Annotated in this window: 14 protein-coding genes and 1 pseudogene; 7 read left to right on the forward strand and 8 right to left on the reverse strand. The window is 68.7% G+C overall.

The window, feature by feature from the left end; translation table 11 throughout:
• Positions 1 to 34: 34 nt before the first annotated feature.
• A pseudogene (locus tag AC3EUV_RS20785) lies at positions 35 to 171 on the forward strand (IS5-like element IS4811 family transposase); the annotation flags it as partial.
• On the opposite strand, the gene AC3EUV_RS20790 reads toward AC3EUV_RS20785, so the two are convergent.
• The 3 genes from AC3EUV_RS20790 to AC3EUV_RS20800 all read right to left on the reverse strand — a co-directional run bounded on the left by AC3EUV_RS20790 (position 161) and on the right by AC3EUV_RS20800 (position 3,922).
• A complete protein-coding gene (locus AC3EUV_RS20790; RefSeq protein WP_432143419.1) occupies positions 161 to 1,420 on the reverse strand; it encodes a DUF1266 domain-containing protein in 1,260 nt (419 codons plus the stop codon). The pseudogene AC3EUV_RS20785 and the gene AC3EUV_RS20790 sit on opposite strands and share 11 nt — an antisense overlap.
• Before the next feature lie 346 nt (positions 1,421 to 1,766).
• Positions 1,767 to 2,582, reverse strand: a complete 816-nt coding sequence (locus AC3EUV_RS20795; protein ID WP_432143420.1) for an SDR family NAD(P)-dependent oxidoreductase — start codon at positions 2,580 to 2,582, stop codon at positions 1,767 to 1,769.
• A 347-nt stretch (positions 2,583 to 2,929) separates the two neighbouring features.
• Complete coding sequence (locus AC3EUV_RS20800) at positions 2,930 to 3,922, reverse strand: Acg family FMN-binding oxidoreductase (protein WP_435603557.1); 993 nt, start codon at positions 3,920 to 3,922, stop codon at positions 2,930 to 2,932.
• Positions 3,923 to 4,090: 168 nt separating this feature from the next.
• Between AC3EUV_RS20800 and AC3EUV_RS20805 the strand changes: the two genes are divergently transcribed.
• Both AC3EUV_RS20805 and AC3EUV_RS20810 read left to right on the forward strand, forming a co-directional pair.
• Positions 4,091 to 4,309 carry a CBS domain-containing protein gene (locus AC3EUV_RS20805; protein ID WP_432143508.1) on the forward strand — a complete coding sequence of 73 codons (219 nt, stop codon included), beginning with the start codon at positions 4,091 to 4,093 and terminating at the stop codon, positions 4,307 to 4,309.
• A gap of 339 nt (positions 4,310 to 4,648) precedes the next feature.
• Positions 4,649 to 4,894 (forward strand): hypothetical protein, encoded by a 246-nt coding sequence (locus AC3EUV_RS20810; RefSeq protein ID WP_432143422.1) that lies wholly within the window; start codon positions 4,649 to 4,651, stop codon positions 4,892 to 4,894.
• Positions 4,895 to 5,535: 641 nt separating this feature from the next.
• Here AC3EUV_RS20810 and AC3EUV_RS20815 read toward each other — a convergent pair.
• Together AC3EUV_RS20815 and AC3EUV_RS20820 are read right to left on the reverse strand one after the other, a co-directional pair.
• Complete coding sequence (locus AC3EUV_RS20815) at positions 5,536 to 6,309, reverse strand: hypothetical protein (protein WP_435603558.1); 774 nt, start codon at positions 6,307 to 6,309, stop codon at positions 5,536 to 5,538.
• Positions 6,310 to 6,621: 312 nt separating this feature from the next.
• The gene (locus AC3EUV_RS20820; RefSeq protein ID WP_435603559.1) at positions 6,622 to 7,272 is read right to left on the reverse strand and encodes a nucleoside-triphosphatase; all 651 of its coding nucleotides are present in this window, start codon (positions 7,270 to 7,272) and stop codon (positions 6,622 to 6,624) included.
• Between AC3EUV_RS20820 and AC3EUV_RS20825 the strand changes: the two genes are divergently transcribed.
• Entirely contained in the window at positions 7,271 to 7,723 is a 453-nt protein-coding gene (locus tag AC3EUV_RS20825) for a YbhB/YbcL family Raf kinase inhibitor-like protein (protein ID WP_435603560.1), read from the forward strand. The genes AC3EUV_RS20820 and AC3EUV_RS20825 overlap by 2 nt on opposite strands.
• Positions 7,724 to 7,932: 209 nt before the next feature.
• On the opposite strand, the gene AC3EUV_RS20830 is transcribed toward AC3EUV_RS20825, so the two are convergent.
• The 3 genes from AC3EUV_RS20830 to AC3EUV_RS20840 form a co-directional block, all read right to left on the reverse strand.
• Positions 7,933 to 8,265 carry a hypothetical protein gene (locus AC3EUV_RS20830; protein ID WP_432143426.1) on the reverse strand — a complete coding sequence of 111 codons (333 nt, stop codon included), beginning with the start codon at positions 8,263 to 8,265 and terminating at the stop codon, positions 7,933 to 7,935.
• Between the two features lie 283 nt (positions 8,266 to 8,548).
• The gene (locus AC3EUV_RS20835) at positions 8,549 to 10,375 is read right to left on the reverse strand and encodes a non-ribosomal peptide synthetase (RefSeq protein WP_435603561.1); all 1,827 of its coding nucleotides are present in this window, start codon (positions 10,373 to 10,375) and stop codon (positions 8,549 to 8,551) included.
• Position 10,376: 1 nt separating this feature from the next.
• Complete coding sequence (locus tag AC3EUV_RS20840; RefSeq protein WP_488187982.1) at positions 10,377 to 11,168, reverse strand: thioesterase II family protein; 792 nt, start codon at positions 11,166 to 11,168, stop codon at positions 10,377 to 10,379.
• A gap of 264 nt (positions 11,169 to 11,432) precedes the next feature.
• Here AC3EUV_RS20840 and AC3EUV_RS20845 point away from each other — a divergent pair, with 264 nt between their 5' ends.
• From AC3EUV_RS20845 to AC3EUV_RS20855, 3 genes are read left to right on the forward strand one after another with little or no spacing between them, the layout of a single operon-like run.
• Entirely contained in the window at positions 11,433 to 13,469 is a 2,037-nt protein-coding gene (locus tag AC3EUV_RS20845; protein WP_435603562.1) for an AMP-binding protein, read from the forward strand.
• A 3-nt stretch (positions 13,470 to 13,472) separates the two neighbouring features.
• On the forward strand, positions 13,473 to 19,397 hold the full coding sequence (locus AC3EUV_RS20850; RefSeq protein ID WP_435603563.1) for an aminotransferase class III-fold pyridoxal phosphate-dependent enzyme: 5,925 nt from the start codon (positions 13,473 to 13,475) through the stop codon (positions 19,395 to 19,397).
• Positions 19,398 to 21,176 carry a non-ribosomal peptide synthetase gene (locus tag AC3EUV_RS20855; protein WP_435603564.1) on the forward strand — a complete coding sequence of 593 codons (1,779 nt, stop codon included), beginning with the start codon at positions 19,398 to 19,400 and terminating at the stop codon, positions 21,174 to 21,176. It begins immediately after the preceding gene.
• Position 21,177: the final 1 nt, after the last annotated feature.

Here is a 21,177-nt window from a genome sequence, read left to right on the forward strand (position 1 = left end):
TCGAACCAAGTTGTGCGCGAGTTGAGGCAGGCTCTGGCTGGTGAAGCACCTCAACCTCACGATCAAGACGGTCAGCCGTCCCCGGGACTCCCCCGGGTTCATCGTTCTGCCCGCCGCTGGGTCGTCGAACGGACGCCGGCCCGGATGATGCACACCCGTGTCAGGCCCAGGCGATGGTCCGCCAGGGGCTTTCGGCGTGGGTGGTCAGCACTTGATGGGCGTGGAGCATCTCCGTGTACCAGTGCCCGAATTGCTCGTCGTCGAAGTGCAGGCAGCGCCCGAGGATGTAGCCGGCCGCGAATTCTTCCCAGGAGTTGTAGGTCATCTTGCTCAGACGTGAGACGTGCAATACGGCTTGTTCAGCCTCCGGGATATCCGTGAAGCGGGCGCCGATTCCCCAGCGGGCCATGCAGGAAGCCCGTCCGTAGTCCCACGCCAGCGCGGACCGCACGCGACTGTTGGCGGCAAGGATGCCGTCCGCGCGAAAACGGCCTTCGTAGCGCGTAATACGGCCGATCAGTTGCTTCACCCCGGCTACCTCGGCGTCGGAGACGGTCCCGCCTCCTTCGGCAGCACTGCGGCGTAACGCCTTTTCAGCCGTCTCCCGCCACAGTGCCGGATCGACGTGGCCCCCGAACTGCTGGGACAGGGAGCTGCGAACCTCCAGTACGAACTCCCACGGGCCCCTGACACCCCGGCCTTTGAGGAGGCCGTCCAGTGCACCTTGCCAGCTGCTTTGGTCGGTCACTCCCCACCACTGTTCCAGGCTTTTGCGCTCCAGGAAGTAGCCGTTGCCGTGGGTGCCCATGGCGTTCCACAGGGCTCCGTTGGTGACGTTCATCAGCGCCCCGCACCCAAGCCCGTGGGCGACGGGTCCCTGGAGCGGGGCACCCACCCACAGGGTTCGCAGAGTGCCACGCTGCACGTCCGACCCCTTCCCCCGGTCCGCATGCGCCTTCCACAACCCCGGATTGGGCGGGAAGTACGCCTCACACGGAGTGCCCGGATTGACTGCCAGCCATCGCTCATCGTTTCCCCACGATTCGGCGAAGTCGCCCAGGGAGATGAGGCCGAACACCGGATCGGGCGCGGGGGCCGGCAGGACCCCTTCGGTCAGGACAACTTCGCACCACCGGCCGACGACCGGGCTCCAATAGGACATCGGTGGACCCGTGTCAGGCCCATCGGCCTCCCACCGGGACAGCGAGATGAAGAGGTCGCAGTCGGCGAGCACATCGAAGTATCCGACCCAGTCACCGCGCGCTCTTGCCTCGTAAAGCCTTCGCTCGATCTCGGTCGGCGCTTGCCAGGCCGCTGAAGGCTGCGGCTGGGCCACGGCCGCTGGTGGGTTCCACATCGCCATGAACATGAACCTTACAAAGCGCACAGGAGCAATAACGCAGCGGGACAGCGTCGGCATGCGGACAAGGCTTCTCTGGCGCACGCCCGGCCACGCCTGCTTCTCAACGTGGGCGATGCTCGTTCCCCAGTCGCCGTGCGCAAGTTGAGGGGTAACGAGCGAACCAGGCCCCGGTCCGCGCGCTGGGGAGGCCGACAAGCTGAAGCCGTGACGGCCCGCCCCCGGCGCGAGCCGCCCGAAGGCTCCCCGTCGCGTACGGCGACCGTCACGACAATGCTCTCCGCTCAGGCAGAGGTGAGTCGCGCTCTTTCGTCCTCGACATGGTCGATGGCGAGCGCCGACGTCGCAGGTCGCGGAGTGCCACCGATTCTCTGACTCGGGTCGCTGGGGCCTGTCCCGTGGTCCGCTACAGGCGCGGGGTGCGCGCCTCGATCCGGTGGTCGAAGGCGGCACCGCCGACGCCGACCGTGGTCACCCCACCGTCGACGTTGAGAACGGCCCCGTTGACGTAGGACGCGGCCGGCGACAGCAGCCAGTCGATCGCCTCGGCGACTTCCTCCGGGTCGCCCGGCCGCCTGGCAGGGGTCAGCCGGTTCGCCTCCTCATATGCCGCCTCGGCACCGCCCTCCAGCCCCGCCTCCGCCGCGAACCGCGCCATCCGCTGGTCGGCCATCTCCGTACGCACCCAGCCCGGACACACTGCGTTGGCCCGCAGCCCCTGCGGCCCGTAGTCGACGGCGAGGGAGCGGCAGAGGTGGAGCAAAGCAGCCTTGGACGTCGCGTAGGCGGCGTTGCCGGCGCTGTTGCGCAGCGCGGCGACCGAGGCGACCGCGACCACCGCGCCGCGGGCCGCCAGCAAATGCGGCAGCGCGGCACGCAGCAGCAGGAACGGGCCGGTGAGGTTGGTCCGCATCAGCTCTTCCCAGTCCTCGACCGAGGTGTCGCCGACCGCGCCGCCCCGCCCGATGCCGGCGTTGAGCACCACACCGTCGAGTCTCCCGTACGCCGTCACCGTCGTCTCGACGAGCTCGCGCACGGCCTCAGGGTCAGCGGCGTCGGAAGGGTGGGCCAGCGCTCCGGTCTCCTCGGCCACCCGGCGCAGTGGCTCGGGCCGCCGCCCGGAGATCACGACTTGGTGCCCGGCCGTGCACAGCAACCGGGCAGTGGCAGCCCCGATTCCCGTTCCCCCGCCCGTCACCAGGACAACACGCTGCTCTGACATGGTCGTTCGCCTCCGAAGGTGGTCAGCTTCCGGTTCCCCGCGCCGAGCATACGAAGCGCCGGCACCGCCGGGCCGACCGGGTGCCGCTCCCGTCGGCACCGCGGCCGGATGCGGGGCGAGGAACGACCGCGGGCCAAGGGCAGCGGCGAACAAAGCGGCGATGAAGCGATGGAAAGGTGTGATGGGTGTGATGGGTGTGACGATGGAGGCTTGTGGCGGAAGTACGCCGCAACGAGACGGCCCTCCTCGTTCTGACGCCTTTCTCCGCGGCGTCGGACCTGCTCGGGTCACCGGCCGGCCACGGCCGCAGAGCTGGCAATCGATGTGCTGAACCCGTCCGGCAAGCATCAAGGTTTGATCGTCAACACCTGATCCACCGAGCGTCGCGGGGTCCTGGGGCCCTGTGGGCCGTACCCCAGGCGCAGGATCATGTGCACGTAACCGGTGCCGGACTGCGGGTCGCGCAGGATCCATCGCAGGTCCGGCCATTCGACGGGCTGCGTGGCGAAGGAGCTGGCGAGCCCTTGGAGGGTGGCCAGGAGCAGGACACGCTCCAATGCCTGGCCGGCGCGTAGCCAGTCGGCCGGGGTATCGCCCATGGTGCTGAGCGCTGCCAGTTGGGGGTGTTTCTCGAAGTCGGCGTAGGCGCGGTCGGGCACGGTGCCCCGGCCGGCGAAGTCCCTGACGGGGGCCGAGCCGGTGCGCTTGCGGGGTCCGAAGGCGTAGTCCGGGATGCCGTCATCGGCGGCTGGTTCGGCCGCGGTGTCGTGGGTCCAGCGGCGCTGTTCGGCATCGCGGCCGTCGTCCATCCGGTTGTAGCCCTCGGCGTGCATGATCAGATCCAGCACGGTCTCACGGTGCGGGGTGGTGAGGAAGCTCAGCTGTGCCCCTTCTCGGGCCGCGGTCTCGGCGAGGGCGGCGCGGATGTTTTCCGGGATCTGGCGTTCCGTGAAGGGTGAGCGGCTGGTGTGACGGTCGCGGATGGCGGGATGGAGGCCGGGGAGGGACTCGTCCATGTGCTCATGAGGGTCGTCCAGTCGCACGGCGGCCAGGAGTGCCGGGGCGTGCGCGTCGGGGAGGAGGGTCGTGGAGGTGCGATGGCCGGCGTGAGATGCGGTCACTCGCAGGTTCAGCAGCGCGGCTCCGCAGCCCAGGTGCAGGCCTCGGGTCGTGGGGTCGGCGTGCGGCATCGCGCGCTCGAGGTCGGCGGAGAGCGTGAACGTGCGGCTGCCGCGGGCGTAGCTGAAGTGCCAGGGCTGGGCGTTGTGCATGGACGGCGCCATGACGGCATCGGCGACGAGCGTCTTCACCAGCGTGTCGTCGAGGGTCTGGGTGAACACCGGGGCCTCCAGGACGGGGCGGACGGCGGATCGGTGGGCTCCTTCAGCCTTGCGGGGCCGAGCTGATCGCGTCAGGGGCCATAGGTCCCTTGCCGCAGGCCACTCGGGCCTTTCGGGCCTGCCGGCGGGCCGAGGGGCTCGTGCCGGGACAGCCCCTGCTCCGACCAGATCCTCGCGGACAACGCGGTGAGTGCCGTGCCGGTACTCGACAGCCTCGGCAGGCCGGCTGGGATCGTCTCGGAGGCGGACCTGCTGCGGAAGGCGGCTGACCAGCCCGATCTCTCCGGCAGGACGCCGTTGCCCCACCTCGAGGCGTGGGAGCAGAGCACCCTCATGAAGGAGCTCATCACGGTCGGTCCGGACGTACCTGCCGGAACCTCCCCGTGACCTCCCTGGAGAAGCCCGCGTAGGGCGTAGCCACTCTTGCTCTGCTCTCTGCGTCGTGCGACCAGGTCGGCCTCCTCGGCACGGTGCTCGGCGCTCCGTTCTCCGAGTGGCGATGAGTGCGCCGGCCGGGTGATCGTCGCCGCGTGCCCCGGTGCGGAAACCGTCCGGTTCGAGCGCGACAGAAACACTGGCGAGCGGTCTGACGAGGGGAGCAGCCATGAGCATCATCGGGACCCGGAACCTGGAGATCTTCTGCCGACCGCTGCCGGGCCGCCGATCGTCCTCAAGCAGTAGCCGATCCCCCAGGCCGCCCTCATTTCTCTGCCTTGAAGGAGTGTCATGAAGACCAACAGCAAGAACGAGTTCAAGTTCGTCGTCACCGGCGTGGACCTCACTGAGGAGCAGCAGGAACATGTCAGCCGGGCGATCGCACAGGCCGGCGCGCTGGCGCTGGGCGGCCTCGTGCCGCGCGATGCCGTGGGGGTGCGGCTGCACCCGAGGATCCGCTGGTACGGCAGGCCGATTGACGGCGTGATCGAGGAGCTCCAGGAGTTCGCCTTCTCGGAGGCTGGGATCGCCCGATGAGTCGCGGTGGGGCGGCCGGGGCGGAGCCTTGCTCCGGCCCACCGCGAGCCTGTCCGAGTGCGTCGTGTGCGCCTGGTGTCTCCCTGCTCGGTGTGATGACTGATGCCGGGCGACTGGCCTATCTCCCCGTGCCGGTGACCGTCGACCAGAAGTTCGCCGACCAGCTGGAAGCATCCGGCAGACCGGAGAGCCGTTACCGGTTCACCGGGCCGTGTGTTGAGGGCGGTTGCCCTCAGTGGACAGGCAGCGCCTGTGACGTCATCGACCATCTTCTGGACGAACCGGACGAGGCCGAGCGAGCCCGCCTCCGACCGGCGACGGCGGACACGGACCGATCGCTCCCGACCTGCGGTATCCGCCGTGACTGCCGCTGGTTCTCGCAGCGGGGCGCCGCAGCATGCGCGGCCTGTCCGGCGATCGTGGCGGATGTTGGTGGCACAGCGACGTACCAATCCATCCACAACCGAGGCGCTGTCACCTCGCTGTGATCCTCGGGGAGCCGGGCCCAGTGACTTCCTGTGGGCCCGGCTCCGTGGGGCGAGTAATTCGGATGCCCGATGCTCCGGGCGGCATGTGACACGGCCGTCTGGCGCGGTGAAGGGCACCGCGTGGAGCAGAACGTGGCACGCACCGGCAGGCGGTTACGGCTCGACCGGGACCGGCTTCTCGGCACGCAGGTCGCTGACGAAGCCGCCGTTGACCACGCGCATCCAGTAGGAGTGTGTGCGGGCCGCGGGGGGAATGTCGGGGTGACGCTCCAGTTTGCGGTCCATGGAGGTGGCGCCGGCCTGGACGTTGCGTTGGAACGTGTAGGGATGCCACAGGCCGAGCTCGCTGGAGTAGAAAGGCTTGCGCTCCATCAGGATGACCTGGTCCGGGTTGCCCTGCGCGGGCTTCCACGTGACGCGTACGGTTGCCGCGTCGAGGCGGTCGACAGACGTCAGCGCCGGTGCCTTCGGGATCACCGAAGAGGCGGCGGGCTTGAGGTCGTTGCTGTGGATCATCCGCGGTACGGACGGATCGTAGTGCTCCGGGTGGTCCAGCTTGCCGGTGACACGGAGCGCGGAGGGGGCCTGGCCCCGCTCGCCCGCACACGCGTCGACCTGGACGACCTTGCGCCAGTCGTCGGAGATCCTCACGTCCTCCTCCTTCTGGGGCGTCAGCTCGCGGACGCCTCCGCCGAAGACCCCGCTCACGGTGTAGGCGTAGCGGGAGTCGTCGGAGCGGACCACCTGGTAGCTGCACCCGTCCACGGCCGCGGCGCGCGCGTTGATCGCCGGCCGGAGCGACGGTGCGTCGCCGGTGGGTCCGGCGGCGGGGGCCGGCGGGGCCGCTGTGGCGACGCCTGCGCCCGAGGCGAGGGCACCGAGACTCAGCGCGCATGTGGCGATGGCGGCAGCTATACGAGAGGTCATGCATCCTCCGGTGACGTCCAGCGGCTCACGGGGAGCCGGAGAGCAGATGACGTGCTGGGGCGGGCCGGGCCGACTGTGTGGCCTGAGCACCGATACGTCTGCGACACGGGATGCCTCGGACATTGGGCCGGCCCTGATCGGAACCCACCGATCAGGGCCGGACGCTACCGGCAATTGACGGTCAATAAGAAGCCAAGGCATGGCAAAGCGAAGGTTTTGCGTCACCTTTCTTCGGCGGACGCCGGTTGGACGGCCCGGCAGGCCGACCACCAGAGGACCGGAGCCCGACGGCACTCGACCAGGTGACGGTCGTCATGGGCTGTCGAACCGTGCTGCCAGATCCTCGGGGAGGGCATCCCGGTTCGCCCGGTTCACTTGCACGAGTTCGATGTCGGCGCGCCGCTTGAGCGCGTCGGTGAACGGGTCGCTCTTCACGTGGACCGTGGCGACGATGTCGATCTCGGACGTGAACAGGCACCGGACCACATCCTGGAACGCGGTGCATGCCAGTTCCATCCGCCCGAGCTCGTCGATCAGCACGAGCTCTCCACGAGCCGGATCCACTGACCTGAGCGGTGGCAGCGCGAGCCGCTCCATGACGCCCAGGTCGACGCCGTACCGGCCCACCCGCGGCGGACCTGGAAGGTCGACATGGGCGAGGACGGCCCGTAGACCGCTGTCCACGGTTTCCAGCGCGAACCCGGTCCGGGCGCTGCCTTGCCGGATCTCTTCCGTGGTGAAGCCCACGGCCCTGCGGTTGAGCAGCGCGGCAAGCCGGCGGACAACGGTCGATTTGCCCACTCCGGGGCGTCCCTCAAGCAGGATCCTGGTCGGCATCTTGTGCTCCGTATCGGGTGCTTCGTACAGGATTCCCGGCGCGCTGATCGGCGTACGCGGCCAATCGGGTGTTCTGTCCGCCTGGACCGGTGCCGGCCGGTCCGATCGGGGTACAGCCGCGCGCATGACGGGAATTGAGCTGAGAAGTGCGGCGTTCCACGACCACGCGGAGATCCCTCGGCGCCACAGCGGGGAGGGCAGCGATGTCTCACCGCCGCTGACCTGGTCGGCGGTGCCGGACGATGCGTCGGAGTTGGTGCTGCTCTGCGAGGACCCGGACGCGCCGGGCGGGTCGTTCCTGCACTGGCTGGTCACGGGTATCGATCCGGGGAGTTCCGGTGTGGCGGAGGGAGAGTCACCTCACGGCGGCCAGGAATGGCCCAACGGATTCGGCCGGGTGGGCTGGGGCGGTCCGATGCCTCCGCCAGGGCATGGGGTGCACCGCTACTTCTTCCGCCTGTGGGCCGTTTCGGAGCCGCCTACCCTGCATGGCAAGCCTACGGTCGACGCTGTGCATCGTGCCGTGAGGGGCCAGGAGTTGGCGAGCGGCACGCTCGTGGGCACTTACCAACGTTGACCACCGTTGCGGGCGAAGCGGCGCGCCAACCCGGCACGCCGTTTCGTCGCCCTCGTGGGCGATGTGCGGGCTTGCCTTCGTAGTGGTGGTGCAGGCGGCGGCATCCGACGACGCCGGGGCCTGCTGATCGCGGTGCTGACGAGAGCGCTCGGAGTCGCTGCTGTCGGTGCCGGCCGCTGAGGTCACCGGCGGTCCGGTGAAGAGCGCCCCTACCCGTCAGTCCTACCGAGTCGCTCCTGGGGGAAGAGCGGCGCAGGTATCAACGCAGCAAATGCGATCTGAGCCATGACCTGCCACACGATTTCGGGCGGGCCGACGTACAGGAAGGGCCAAGCACAGAGGATCAGCGGGAGGGCAAGCAGCACACGGAACAGGACCACGCCCATGCGCTTGTGGACCGATACCGCTATAACCGCGATGAGCAGGGTGGGAATGCCTATGATCGGCAGCACGTCCAGCCCCAGCGTCATGCTCTCCAGGAACCTGTCTTCGTGCCGCTCCGTCTGCGAGATAGCCACCCAGGCTGCGGTGTGGATGAGCACATACAGGAGCACGCACCACCCGATCCGCCCCAGAACGGGCCCCAGCCTCTGGGCGTCTCCCTGCTGCACTGCCATCCCCCCACGACCCAAGCCCCTGAATTTGAACGCATTCAACGTAGCCCATGGGGTTCGCCGGCAAGGCGAACGCGTCGGGGTCCGCAACGGCCACCGGCCGGGCATCGGCAGCGCGCCCCGGCTTCCCCTGATTCCGCGCCGCCGCTGAGAATCACGTGTCCGGCGAAACCCCGAACTTGGCAGGCCGGAGCCAAGAAATCGTCATGCCCTAGTTGTTCTGTGAAGGCACCGCTGCCTGCTGCATCAGCACATCGACCCGCGTGGCCAACTGGTGCAGTTGCGGGCACTCGTAGAAGGAGTTCAGCGGGACGTCGACGCCGAAGCCGGCCATGACGGCGTCTCGGACCCGAGGTATGGTCAGGGAATCGCCGCCGAGCGCGAAGAAGTCGGCGTCCTGGCCCGGCGGCTGGACGTCGAGGATCTGCGACCAGATGAGGGCCAGCTGCCTCTCGGTTGCACTGCCCACGGCGGCATCGATCCGGCCGGGTTCCCCGGCTTCGAACAGCACGGCGGGCAGCCGCTTCCGATCGATCTTTCCGGACGTCGTCAGCGGCATCTGGTCGAGCACGACGAAACGCGCCGGCACCATGTTCCGCGGCAGCCGTTGCGCGAGCGTGGCCTTGAGCTGGTCCGGCGACACCGCGGCACCGGCGCTGAGTTGGACGTAGGCCACCAACTGGGATCGTCCCTCGTCGATTTCCCGCTCCACGACCCCGGCGTGCACGATGCCCGCCACGTCCAGCAGGGCGGCCTCGACCTCGCCCAGTTCCACCCGCACCCCGCGAATCTTGATCTGGTGGTCGACCCGCCGGTGGAAGACCAGCTCGCCCTTGGCCGTCCTGCGGGCCAGATCTCCCGTCCGGTAGATCCGGACCCCGGGTTCGCCGTGCGGGTCGGGGAAGAAAGCCGCGGCGGTCAACTCAGGGTTGTTGAGGTACCCGGGTGCCAGGAACTGACTGCGCACCCACACCTCGCCGAGCTCGCCATCGGCCACCTCGTCGCCGTCGGCGGTGCGCAACACGACCTCCCGTCCCGGCAGGGCACGGCCGACCGGGACCGTCGACGCGTGCTCGTCCTCCGGGGTGACCAGGTGGAAGGTGGCCAGGATGTTCTCGGTCTGGCCGTACATGTTGTAGAGGTCGGCCCGCGGGAAGGTGGCGCGCAACTTCGCCACCAGCGCCGGCCGCAGTTCCTCGCCGGAGACGGTGAGCACCCGCACGTGGTCGAGCGCACCCGCGCCGGTGCTGTCCACGGCGTCGGCGAGCGCGCGGTAGAGGCTGGGCGCGGTCACCAGGTGAGTCAGCTCATGGCGGCGAATCCACTCGGCGACCGCGTGCACGTCCGACTTGACCTCGGACGGTGGCATCACCAGGGTTGCGCCGCTGCGGACCACGGAGAAGATCTCCACGCAGGCCGCGTCGTAGGTGAACTGCGCCCACTGGAGCTGCCTCGCACCCTGTGAGAGGCCGACCTGGTCGGCGTACCACTCGGTGAGCTGGTCGATGTTGCTCCGCGTCAGGACGATCCCCTTGGGAGTACCTGTCGAGCCGGAGGTGTAGACCACCGTCGCGGTGTCCGCGGGCAGCGTCGCCGCACCGCGGTCGCGGCTGATGCGCTCGATGTATGCCTCCGAGGAGTCGCCGATACGCAACAGACCCAGGTTCAGCTCTGCCAGATCAGCGACCAGCCGCTTGCCTCCCTGACTGCTGTCGGTCAACAGGTACCTGGCTCCGCAGTCGCGGACCATCTTTCGGTTCCTTGCGGCCGGCTGGCCGCTGTCCAGCCACACGAAGGCGGCGCCGGCCTCCAGCGTGGCGAAGATCGCGGCGACCGCGTCCGGTCCGTGCTCGATGCTGATCACCACGGCGTCGTGGGGTCGCAGGCCGATGCAGAACAACACGTCCGAGTACTGGGTGACGCGGCGGCGCAGGTCGCCGTAGGTGCACACGCCATCGGCCGTGATGATCGCTGTGCGCTCGTCGTCCTCGCGGATCCTGCTCAGGGGAGCCAGGAGGTTGGGGGTGTTCGGGTGCACGCTATTGCCCTTCAGTCTGACGGGCCGGATGGTTGTTCCGGCACCGCGCTGTGTCCGATCGAAGGAGTTCGGTGACGGTGTCGCTCAGGCCGGCGGCGTGCGCCGAGGCGATCAAGTGCGGCGCCGGCAGTTCGTCCATGGTGAAGACCGACTCCGTGTGCTGCTGCCATTGCGCCATGTCCGCCGCGCCGATCGTGCTGTCACCGGTTCCCACGATCGCGTGCACCGGGCACCTGAGCGGGGGCCGCTCGACATCCGGCAACTGGCGCAACAGCTCGAGGTCGGCCCAGACAGTGTCGAGCACGACGTCGCGGAGTTCGGCGCACTCGAGGATCTCCTGGGCGCCCGGGTCGGTGCGGAGCAGCAGATCGGGCACCTGCTCGCGGGAGATCGCGGGAAACGGCCTGAGCAGATGCGGTGGGGCGGCGGACAGCACCACCAGTGCCAGTGCGGGTCGGTCGGGTTCGAGTTGCCTGGCAACCTCGGCCGCGAGCAGACCACCGAAACTCTGTCCCAGCAACGCCATCGGCACATCAGGATCGGCGGCTGACCGGAGCGCGTCCGCGATCTGGGCAACCAGTTCCTTCAGGCCGGTCACGGCCGGCTCGCGGTAGCGGACGAACCGGCCGGGCAGTTGGGTCGCCCACAACTCCGTGTCCGGCGGAAGCGCGGTGCTCAGCGCGGAAAATGACGCCGCCGAACCGCCCGCGTGCGCGAAGCACACCAGCCGGAACCGCGGCGCCCGCCTCGGATGAGGTATCCAGAACCACGAACTTCTCGCGTCGGGGTGCATGAACAAGCACATCTCCCGGAATTGTTTGGCCACCGTCCATCGAACCCGATGACAACGGGAAAGTGGCCTCAAATTATGGCGGGACCTCGTTGCGGTCAAGCGAACTGGAAGATCGTGCTGCCGGCGGTTGTAATTTCGTCTATTCAAGCGGACACGAAAGATCGGCCCCTGTTGGCCCTTGGACTCAGGCTGTTGACGAGCGACGATCTGTGTTCATAGCTTACTTTCGCTTGGGTGCCTGCCGACTGAGGAGAATTCCCCGGTATGAACGACATGGATGAATCCGAGATATCTGCGGGAACGCTGGTCGAAGTCCTGAGAAGGCGTTCAGCCGAATCTCCGGACGACATGTTCTACGCATTCCTTTCCGGAGATGCGGAAGTCGCGGAGCAGGCGAGTTACGCGGAACTCGACCGCTCGGCCCGTGCACGCGCCGCAATGCTCCAGCAACGCGGTCTCGCCGGCGGCAACGTGGTGCTTGCCCACCCGTACGGCCTTGAGTTCGTCAACGCCTTCGCCGGCTGCCTGTACGCGGGCGTTGCCGCCGCACCTGTGAAGATGCCGCGGGGCCAACGCGACCTCGACCGGCTCCGTCGTGTCGCCGACGCGGCCGGGACGCGGATCGTACTGACCACCGGGCAGGCGTGCCGGGAACTCCGCACACGTTTTCCCGACGCGCCCGAGTTGCAGGACCTGGTCCTGATCGAAACGGACGGCATCTCGGATGCGCTGGCCGGCCAATGGACCGCGCCGGACATCGACCGGCAGCACACCGCGATGCTCCAGTTCACTTCCGGATCAACCGGGCGACCAAAAGGCGTGATGGTCTCCCATCGCAACTTCATCGCAGAGGCCGAACTCATGGGCCGGACCTGGCCCGTGCACGACGACGGGGTGGTGCTCTCCTGGGTCCCGTTCCACCACGACCTCGGTCTGGTGTACAGCGTTGTCGCCCCGTGGGTCCTCGGTGTTCCGGCGTATCTGATGTCACCGGCGTTGTTCGTCAGGCGTCCTCGGCGGCTGCTGGACGCCATATCCCGGTTCAGGGCCACGCACATCTGCGGTCCCAACTTCAGCTTCGAACTGTGCTTGCGCGATGCGGCGGATGACCTGGACCAGCTGGACCTGTCCAGCGTGCGGGTGGCGCTCAATGGTGCCGAACTGGTGCGCGAATACACCGTGCGGCGCTTTACCGAGAGGTTCAAGTCCGCCGGGTTCGATCCGACGGCGATGTGTGCGGCCTACGGACTCGCCGAGTCAACCCTCGTGGTCTGCGGCTCGCGGGACGATGAACACCCCAAGGTCCAGTGGCTGTCCACGCCGGCGCTGCACAACGGTGCCGTCACCGCGGCAGCTCAGGACGATCCCGCTGCCACGCCGATCGTGAGCTGCGGGGCGCCGCTCCCGGGCGTCACCCTCCGCATCGTCGATCCGGTCACCCTGCGCGAGCTGGCCGACGAGGAGATCGGCGAGTTGTGGGTGCAGGGTTCATGCGTCGCGAAGGGCTATTGGAACCGGCCGGACGCTACCCGGGAGACGTTCCAGGGTCGCATCGCCGGACAGGAGAGCGACGGCGAGTTCCTGCGCACCGGCGACTTGGCGTTCCGGCACGACGGGGAGTTGTACCTCACCGGCCGGTTGAAAGACCTGATCATCTTGGATGGGCAGAACTACCACCCGGAGGACATCGAGTCCATCGTCGAGGATTGCGATCCCTCGCTGGCCACCGTGTCGTGCGCCGCCTTCGCCGTCGAGCGGGATGGCACGGAGCAGGCGGCGGTGGTCGTCGAGATCACCGCGCGCACACTGGCCGAGACGACGGCCGACAGGTTCGCCGAACGCGTCCGGGACGTGGTCTGGGACCGATGCCAACTGCCGGTCGCCGAGGTGGCGGTGGTCCGCAGGGGAACACTGGCCAAGACCTCAAGCGGCAAGATCCAGCGCTCGGAAAACCGGCGCCTGCTGGAAACCGGTGGCCTCGACGGGCAGATCCTGGCTCGTCTGCGCGCCGAAGTGAGCCGGCCGGTGCAGGGCACACATGAGGCGCCGCCGGCCACTCCGGCAAGTCTGGTCCGACCGATGGTACGGCTGACGCTGTCCCGGATCGTTGGCATCCCCGCCGAGCAGATCGCCGACGACCGACCGTTTGCGCACTACGGGCTCACCTCCCTGGGCGCGCAGCAACTCGCCGCCGCGGTCGAGGCGGTCGTCGGCCGGTCGATCGACGTCACCCTGGTGCTCAACCACCCCACCGTCGAGGAGTTCACCGAGGCGCTGGGCCGTGCGGAAGAGGTGGTGTAGGCAATGGCCCCGAAGGCAGCTGCCCGCGATGACCGTGACATCGCCATCATTGGCACGGCCTGTCGCTTCCCTGGCGCAGCGAATACCGCCGAGGACCTCCTGCGGCTTTCGCTCGATGGTGTCGACGCGGTCACCGAGGTGCCGGACTCCCGGCGGCTCGGCGACCTCTACTCGCCCGACCCGACCGAGCCGGGCCGGATCAGCACCCGCTGGCTCGGCTGCGTCGACGGGATCGACCGGTTCGACGCGGAGTTCTTCGGCATCACGGCGCGGGAAGCCGAACAGATGGATCCCCAGCAGCGGATTCTGCTGGAGACGGCGTACGAGGCGTTGGAGCTGGCCGGAGTGCCGCCGACGAGCCGCCAACTGGCCGCCGGCGGGGTGTTCGTCGGCGTCAGCGGCAGCGACTACGGCCGGTTGCTCGGTCAGCAGCTGACCGAGCTCGGTGGGCATTTCGTCACCGGGCATGCGAACTCCATCGTGGCCAACCGGCTGTCGTATCTGCTGGACATGGGCGGCCCCAGCATGGCCGTGGACACCGCCTGTTCGTCCTCCCTGGTGGCCGTGCACCTCGCGGTGCGTGCGTTGCGCGAAGGGGACTGCTCGCTGGCACTGGCCGCCGGCGTGAACCTGATACTCGCGGCCGACAACTGGGTGTCCGTGTCCAAGGCCGGCATGATGTCCCCGACCGGGCGCTGCCGTTCCTTCGGTGCGGGGGCCGACGGTTTCGTCCGCGCGGACGGCTGCGGCGTACTGGTGCTCAAGACGCTGGACCGGGCTCAGCGGGACGGCGACGAGATCCACGCGGTGATCCGGGGCAGCGCGATCAACCAGGACGGGGCCAGCAACGGGCTGACCGCGCCCAACGGCCCGGCTCAAGAGGCGGTCATCCGTGCCGCGTTGGCCGATGCCAGGGTGCGGCCCGAACACGTCGGCTATGTGGAAGCGCACGGGTCCGGCACACCCCTCGGCGATCCGATCGAGTTCGGCGCGCTCGCCTCGACGTACGGGAAGGTGCCTGCGGGAAGCCCTTCCTGCTACGTGGGCTCGGTGAAATCCCACATCGGGCACACCGAGTCCGCGGCGGGAATGGCCGGCATCATCCGGCTCGTTGCCTCCCTGCGCGCCGGGTCCATTCCGGGTTCTCTGCACACCGAAGAACTCAACCCCCGACTGGCGGCGAACAAGACGCGGCTCGCGGTCGCCCAACAGACCGTGCGGTGGCCCGACGGATCTGAACGTCGGATGGGTGCGGTCAGCTCGTTCGGGTTCGGCGGCACGAACGCCCATGTGGTCGTCCAGCAGGCAGAACCGGTGTCCCCCCGGCCGGCGACGCCCGCGCCGGCGACACTGGTGCTGCCGCTGTCGGCCAAGAGCGAGCAGCCCCTGCGGGAGTTGGCGGGACGGTACCTGTCCCTGCTGTCCGAGGATGACGGTGCGACAGCAGCGGACCTGTGCTACAGCGCCTCCGCGCGCCGCGGCCACCACCCGGTGCGTATCGCGTTCAGCGGCCGGGACCGCGACGAGTTGCGTCAGTCGGTGGAATCGTTCCTGGCCGACGGAGGGGCGCCCGACACGGTGGAGGGAGCGGTCTGGCGCGACACCGTCTTCGTTTTCCCCGGGCTGGGGCGGCAGACCACCGGGCTCAGTGCTGCCCTCCTCTCGGAGCCGACCATGGTCGAGCACCTTCACCGCTGTTCCGACGCGTTCGCCCCGCTGTTGGGGGTGTCCCTGTTCGAGTTGCTGAGCCGGGGCGGCCCTGAGGTCAATGAGGTAGCGCTGACCCGAACGGACATCGGGCAGGCTCTGCACTTCACCGTGCAGAGCGGGCTGGCCGGCCTGTGGTCGTCGTTCGGCCTGCGGCCGGCGGCCGTGATCGGGCACAGCGCGGGGGAACCGGCCGCCGCGTATGTGTCCGGCATGCTGGACTTCGACGCCGCGGTGGCGTTGGTCGCCGCCCGCGGGTCGGTCATGCAGCACGCCGCCGCCGATCGTCGCATGGTGGCGGTCTCCGCTGCGCCGCAGGAGATCGGCGACCTGCTCACGCGCTGCCCGGAAGACGTCGTGCTGGCGGTGGACAACGGGCCGAGCAATGTCACCCTGTCCGGTCCGACCGAGTCGATCGAGCAACTGGCCGCCCAGCTGGAGGCGGACGGCTACCGGGCCCGACTGCTGTCGATACGGTTCGGCTCCCATCACCCCGATCTCGCACCTGTGGGCGAGGAACTCGCGCGCCGCGGGGTCGGCGCCGCGACCGGTCCCGGCTCCCTCCCGCTGTTCTCCTCGATCACCGGCGCTCTGCTCGACCGCGCGCAGATGGACCCGGAGCACTGGGGCCGGGGCGTGGTCAACCCGGTGCGGTTCCGGTCCGCCGTGCAGCAGGCCGCCACCGCGGGGTTCACCAGCTTCCTCGAGATCAGTCCACAACAGTCACTGCTCGGCCCGGTGCACACCAGCGCGGCCGCCGCCGGCGTGCGGGCGAGCGTGTTGCACGCGCTCGGTGAGGAAGGTGACGGCACCGCGAGCGCGCGGGCCGTGTTGCCCGAGTTGTACATGCGCCGCGCTGCCCTCGACTGGCAGACGGTGTACCAGGGCGGGCGTTTCCTGCCCGGCACGCCGACCTATCCCTGGCAGCGCGTACGCCACTGGGCACTGGACGGCCGGACTCCCACCGGCATCGAGCCACCGCAGGAACCAAGGAAGAGGAGCAAGATGCCGGCATCACAGGAACAGGCCCTGGCCGAGGTGGCCAACGAAGTGGCCACGATCCTGAAGCACCCGAGGGAACAGATCACGCAGCAGTCCTTCTTCCTCGAACTGGGCGCGGACAGCATCCTGTTGCTCCAACTCGTCAACACGTTGAACAAGCGTCATGGCACGTCGTTCAAGGCGACCGACCTGTTCGAGAAGTACCAGTCCGTCGGTGATCTCGCGGCCGCGCTCGCGGAGTCCGGTGCCTTCTCCGAGGAGGCCGCCGGTGAGCCCGAAGCCCCGGCCGCACCGGTTCAGCAGGTGACGGCGCCGGCCGGGCCCGTCGGCCTCGACGCACCGCTTCAGCAGGTGACTGTGCCGGCCGCGTCCACCGGCCTCGACGCCGTGGTGCGCAATCAACTAGCGATCATGCAGCAACAACTGACCCTGCTCGGCGGCTCGCCGGCCGGCCATGTCCAGGCCACCACGCCCGCCAAGGAGCCGGCACCGCAACGCACCGCACCCGCAACCCCCGCGTCCAACGCGCCCGCGGCTCCCAGGTCGACCGCTCCGGCCACGGCCGGCACACGGCTCAGCGACCGGCAGAAGTCCTATGTGGACTCTCTGGTGCGGCGCATGGAGGAACGCAGCCCGCAGTCGAAGAAGCTGGCCGGCCTGCACCGCAACCGCATGGTGGAGAGCCGTCCATGGGGGAACTTCCGGCCCGAGCTGAAGGAGCTCAACTTCCCCATCGTCATCGACCGGGGCCGGGGAGCGCACTTCTGGGACCCCGACGGCAGCGAGTACATCGACTACTGCGTCGGCTTCGGCGTGCACCTGCTGGGCCACAACCCGCAGATCGTCCAGGACGCGATCGCCGAACAGCTGCCGCGCTCGTTCACACTGGGGCCTCAGGTGGAACTCACCTACCGGGTCGCCGAGACGTTCTGCCGGATCACCGGGCACGACCGGGTCTCCTTCTGCAACACCGGCTCGGAAGCGGTGATGGGCGCGGTGCGCCTTGCCCGGCTCGGGACCGGCCGGCGGAAGGTTGCCTACTTCGAGAAGTCCTACCACGGCATCACCGACGGGATGCTCGGACGGCGTGGTGAGGAACTCGGCAGCGTGAGCCCGATGGTGGACGGGGTGTCGCCCGGCGCACTGGACGACGTGGTCATCCTGCCCTACAACGACCAGGCCGCACTGGACTACCTCGCCGCCAACAGCCATGAGATCGCCGCGGTGGTCTGCGAACCGATCCAGGCGCGCAACCCGGTGGGGCAGCCGGCCGAGTTCCTGCGCACACTGCGCCGGCTGACCCAGGACACCGGCACGGTACTGATCTTCGACGAGATGATCACCGGGTTCCGCATGCACATCCGCGGCGCACAGGGGCTGTTCGGGATCATGCCGGACCTGGCGACCTACGGAAAAGTGCTCGGCGGCGGTCTTCCGGTGGCGGCGATCGCCGGCAAGCAGGCCCTGATGGACGGGCTCGACGGTGGCAGCTGGGGCTACGGCGACCAGAGCGCTCCGACCGCGGAGACCACGTTCTTCGGAGGCACCTTCCAGAAGCATCCGCTGGCGATGGCGGCGGCCAACGCCACCCTGGAGTACCTGGAAAAGCACGAGGACACCGTCTACCCCGAGCTGAACGACAGGACCGCGCGGGTGGTCGGTGCGCTGTCCGACCTGTTCGTCCAGCACGATGTGCCCTACTCGCTGGCATCCATCGGCTCACTGTGGCGGTTCCAGTACCGCGGAATGTCCAACCTGTACCACCCGCTGCCGTTGGAGATGCTCTACCACAGCCTGCTGGCGGACGGCATCTACATGTGGGAGGGCAGGACGTTCTTCATGTCCGCCGCCCACACCGACAGCGACGCCGAGCGCCTGATCGATGCGGTGGACCGCGGTCTGCACGACTTGCGGGAGGCGGAGTTCCTGGACGGTGCCGCCACCGCGCCCCCGGTGCGGTCGGCTGACCGCTGGCCGATGTCCGCCCAGCAGCGAGAGGTGTGGGACATCAGCCGGCAGCTCGAGCCGGAATCGGCGGTCTACAACGAGACCGCGGTGCTGGAGCTCACCGGCGAACTGGACCTGCCGGCACTGGATTCCGCGTTGGCCGCGGTGCGGCAACGGCACCCGGCACTGCGCGCGGTCTGCTCCTCCGACGGACGCGACCTGGTCGTGGCCGGCGGCGCCGAGTGCACGACACCTGTACACACGGTGTCCCCGGAGGACGATCCACAGGCCGCGATCGACGAGTACGCCAACACACCGTTCGATCTCACAACGGGGCCGCTGTTCCGTCCCACCGTGCTGCGGCATTCCGACACCCACCACCACCTGCTGGTCTCAGCCCACCACATGGTGTTCGACGGCACCTCCATGGTCGCCGTACTCAACGACCTCGCCGACGGCTACACGCGCGCCACAAAGGGGCTGGCCCCGGTGACGATGCGGGGCGGACGGACACAGCCCGCAGCCACGGAATTGCCGGCCGGTGAGCGAAAGGCGGCGCTCGACTACTGGCAGCAGCGTCTGGACACCCCTCCCGCACTGGCGTGGGCCGACCCGGACCGCCCGGCGAACGCTCCGGCGACCCGGCAGGCGTTCCACTTCGACTCGGACCTGTGGGCGGCATTGGTGAAACGGTGCGCGCAACTGCGCTGCACACCGTTCATGGCGGTCTTCAGCGCCTTCACCGCGGCGCTGCACGAGGTGGCCGGACACGACGACCTGGTGGTCAGCACCCCGGTCGATCAGTGCCGGGGCGAGGCGGAACAGGGACTGGTCGGGCACTTCGTCAGCTACGTCCCGGTGCGCAGCCAACGCACCGGCACCGACTTCTCCGCGCACCGCAAGCGGTTCAGCCAACAGCTCGGCGAGGACCTGGCCCACGGGACCCTGCCGCTGGAAAGCATCCTTGGCGAACTCTCCGACCGGGCGAAGCTCGATGATCCTTGGCCGGCCCGCCAGCAGTTCACCTCCGTGGTGTTCAACCTCAACCGCCCGATGCCCACGCCGAAGATGGGCGGCCTGGACGTCCAGGTGAGCCTGCCGTCCACCGTGGAAGCGATGTTCGACCTGCTCTTCGACGTCGTCCCGATGGACGACAAGGTGTTCGTGGAGATCGTGCACCGCGACCGGATACCCGCGAAGGACGTCGCGCTGCTCTGGACACGTTGGCTCGAACTGATACGTGAGACCGCACATGCCGATGGAGAGTCCTGAATGCCCGGGCAAGGCCACGAGTCCATCGCCGGCCTGCTGCACTCGGCGTGGGAACGGAATCCCGATGCGGTGGCGGTGCGCACGCCGGACCGGCAGCTCACCTATCGTGAGCTGCTCGGCAAGGCCGGTGCGGTCGCCGAGCGACTGGACGCCTTGGCGGTACCGGTCGACGAACCCGTTGGCCTGCTGCTGCGGCGCACGCCCGAACTGATCGCGGCACTGCTCGGCGTGCTGCTGTCCGGCCGGACCTATCTGCCGTTGGACGCCGCCCACCCCACGGACCGCATCGCCTTCCTGCTGGCGGATTCGGGTGCGCGGCGAGTGCTGGTCGACGAGGACTGTGCCGGCTCAGTGCCACCAGGGCCGTGGACGCTGGTGGACGCCGATGCGTGCATGGCCAACCACCGCGAGGGTGAACTGCCTTTCCGCGCAACGGTTCCGGGGGCGACCGCTCTGGTCATCTACACCTCGGGCACCACCGGCGCGCCGAAGGGGTGCTGGATCACCCACCGGAGCCTGGACAACTTCGTGGGCTGGACCGTCCGCCACTGTCCTCGGGAGACATTCGAGTGCAGCGTCGCGGCAACCTCGCTCTGCTTTGACTTCCACGTCGCCGAGATCCTGCCGGCACTGGCCGTCGGCGGTTCGGTGCTGGTGCTGAACCATCACGTGGAGGTGGCGGACCTGCCGGCGCATGTGCGGCCGACGCAGATCAACGGGGTGCCCAGCGTGCTGAGCGACGTGCTGCGCGACCGGCCGCTGCCGAGCAGCGTGCAGCTGGTCACCCTGGGCGGCGAAGCAGTGCCGCCCAGCCTGGTCGCCAGGCTGCTCGACAGCGGCGTGCCCCTCGTGCGCAATGTGTACGGACCGACCGAAACCACCGTGGTCGCCACATCCGCCTACCTCACCGGTGCCGACACCGATCGGACCGTCTCGCTCGGGGAACCCGTTTCCGGGGCGGAGATCTACCTGGTCGACGACGCCTTCCAGCAGGTTCCCGAGGGGGCCGTAGGTGAACTGGTGATCGGCGGCATCGGCGTCAGCAACGGCTATCCCCGGCTGGCCGCCCTGACCGCCAGCAGGTTCGTCGCCGACCCCTTCTCCGGAAACCCCGGCCGTCGGGTGTACCGCAGCGGGGACCACGCGCGGCGCACCGAAGACGGCCGGCTGGAGTTCGTGGGACGGCGTGACCACCAGGTCAAGATCCGCGGCGTGCGGATCGAACTCAGCGAGATCGAGCAGGTGCTGATGAGTCATCAGCTGGTGTCGGCAGCCGCGGTGGCGGTCGCCGGTACCGAACCGGCGCAATACCTGCTGGCCTACATTTGGCCCGCCGACCACGGGAGCCCGCCGACGGTCGCCGAACTGAGCGCGCACGTCGAGGCCAAGCTGCCCAGCGCGTTACGCCCGGCCCACTATGCCTTGCTCGACGACCTTCCCCTCACCACGAACGGGAAGATCGACCGCTCACGGCTGCCACGTGAACCACGGTTGCTCTCCGACGGCGACCACGGGGCCCCCGAAGTCGCGAACGAAGAGGTCGCGCTGCTGGAAGGGCGGCTGGCCGAGATCTGGGCGAGCACGCTGAAAGTCCGGGCGGTGCGACGCGACGACAACATCTACGCCCTGGGCGGCAGCTCCATGGCACTGATCAGGATCAGGAAGTCGATCGGCGCCGAGTTGGGGCTGGACGTACCGATGCCGATCCTCCTCGGCTGCCCGACCGTGGCCGAGCTCGCCGCTGAGCTGCTCGACGAGTTCCTGCTCACCCGGACATGAC

The organism is Streptomyces sp. bgisy130 (assembly GCF_057708345.1).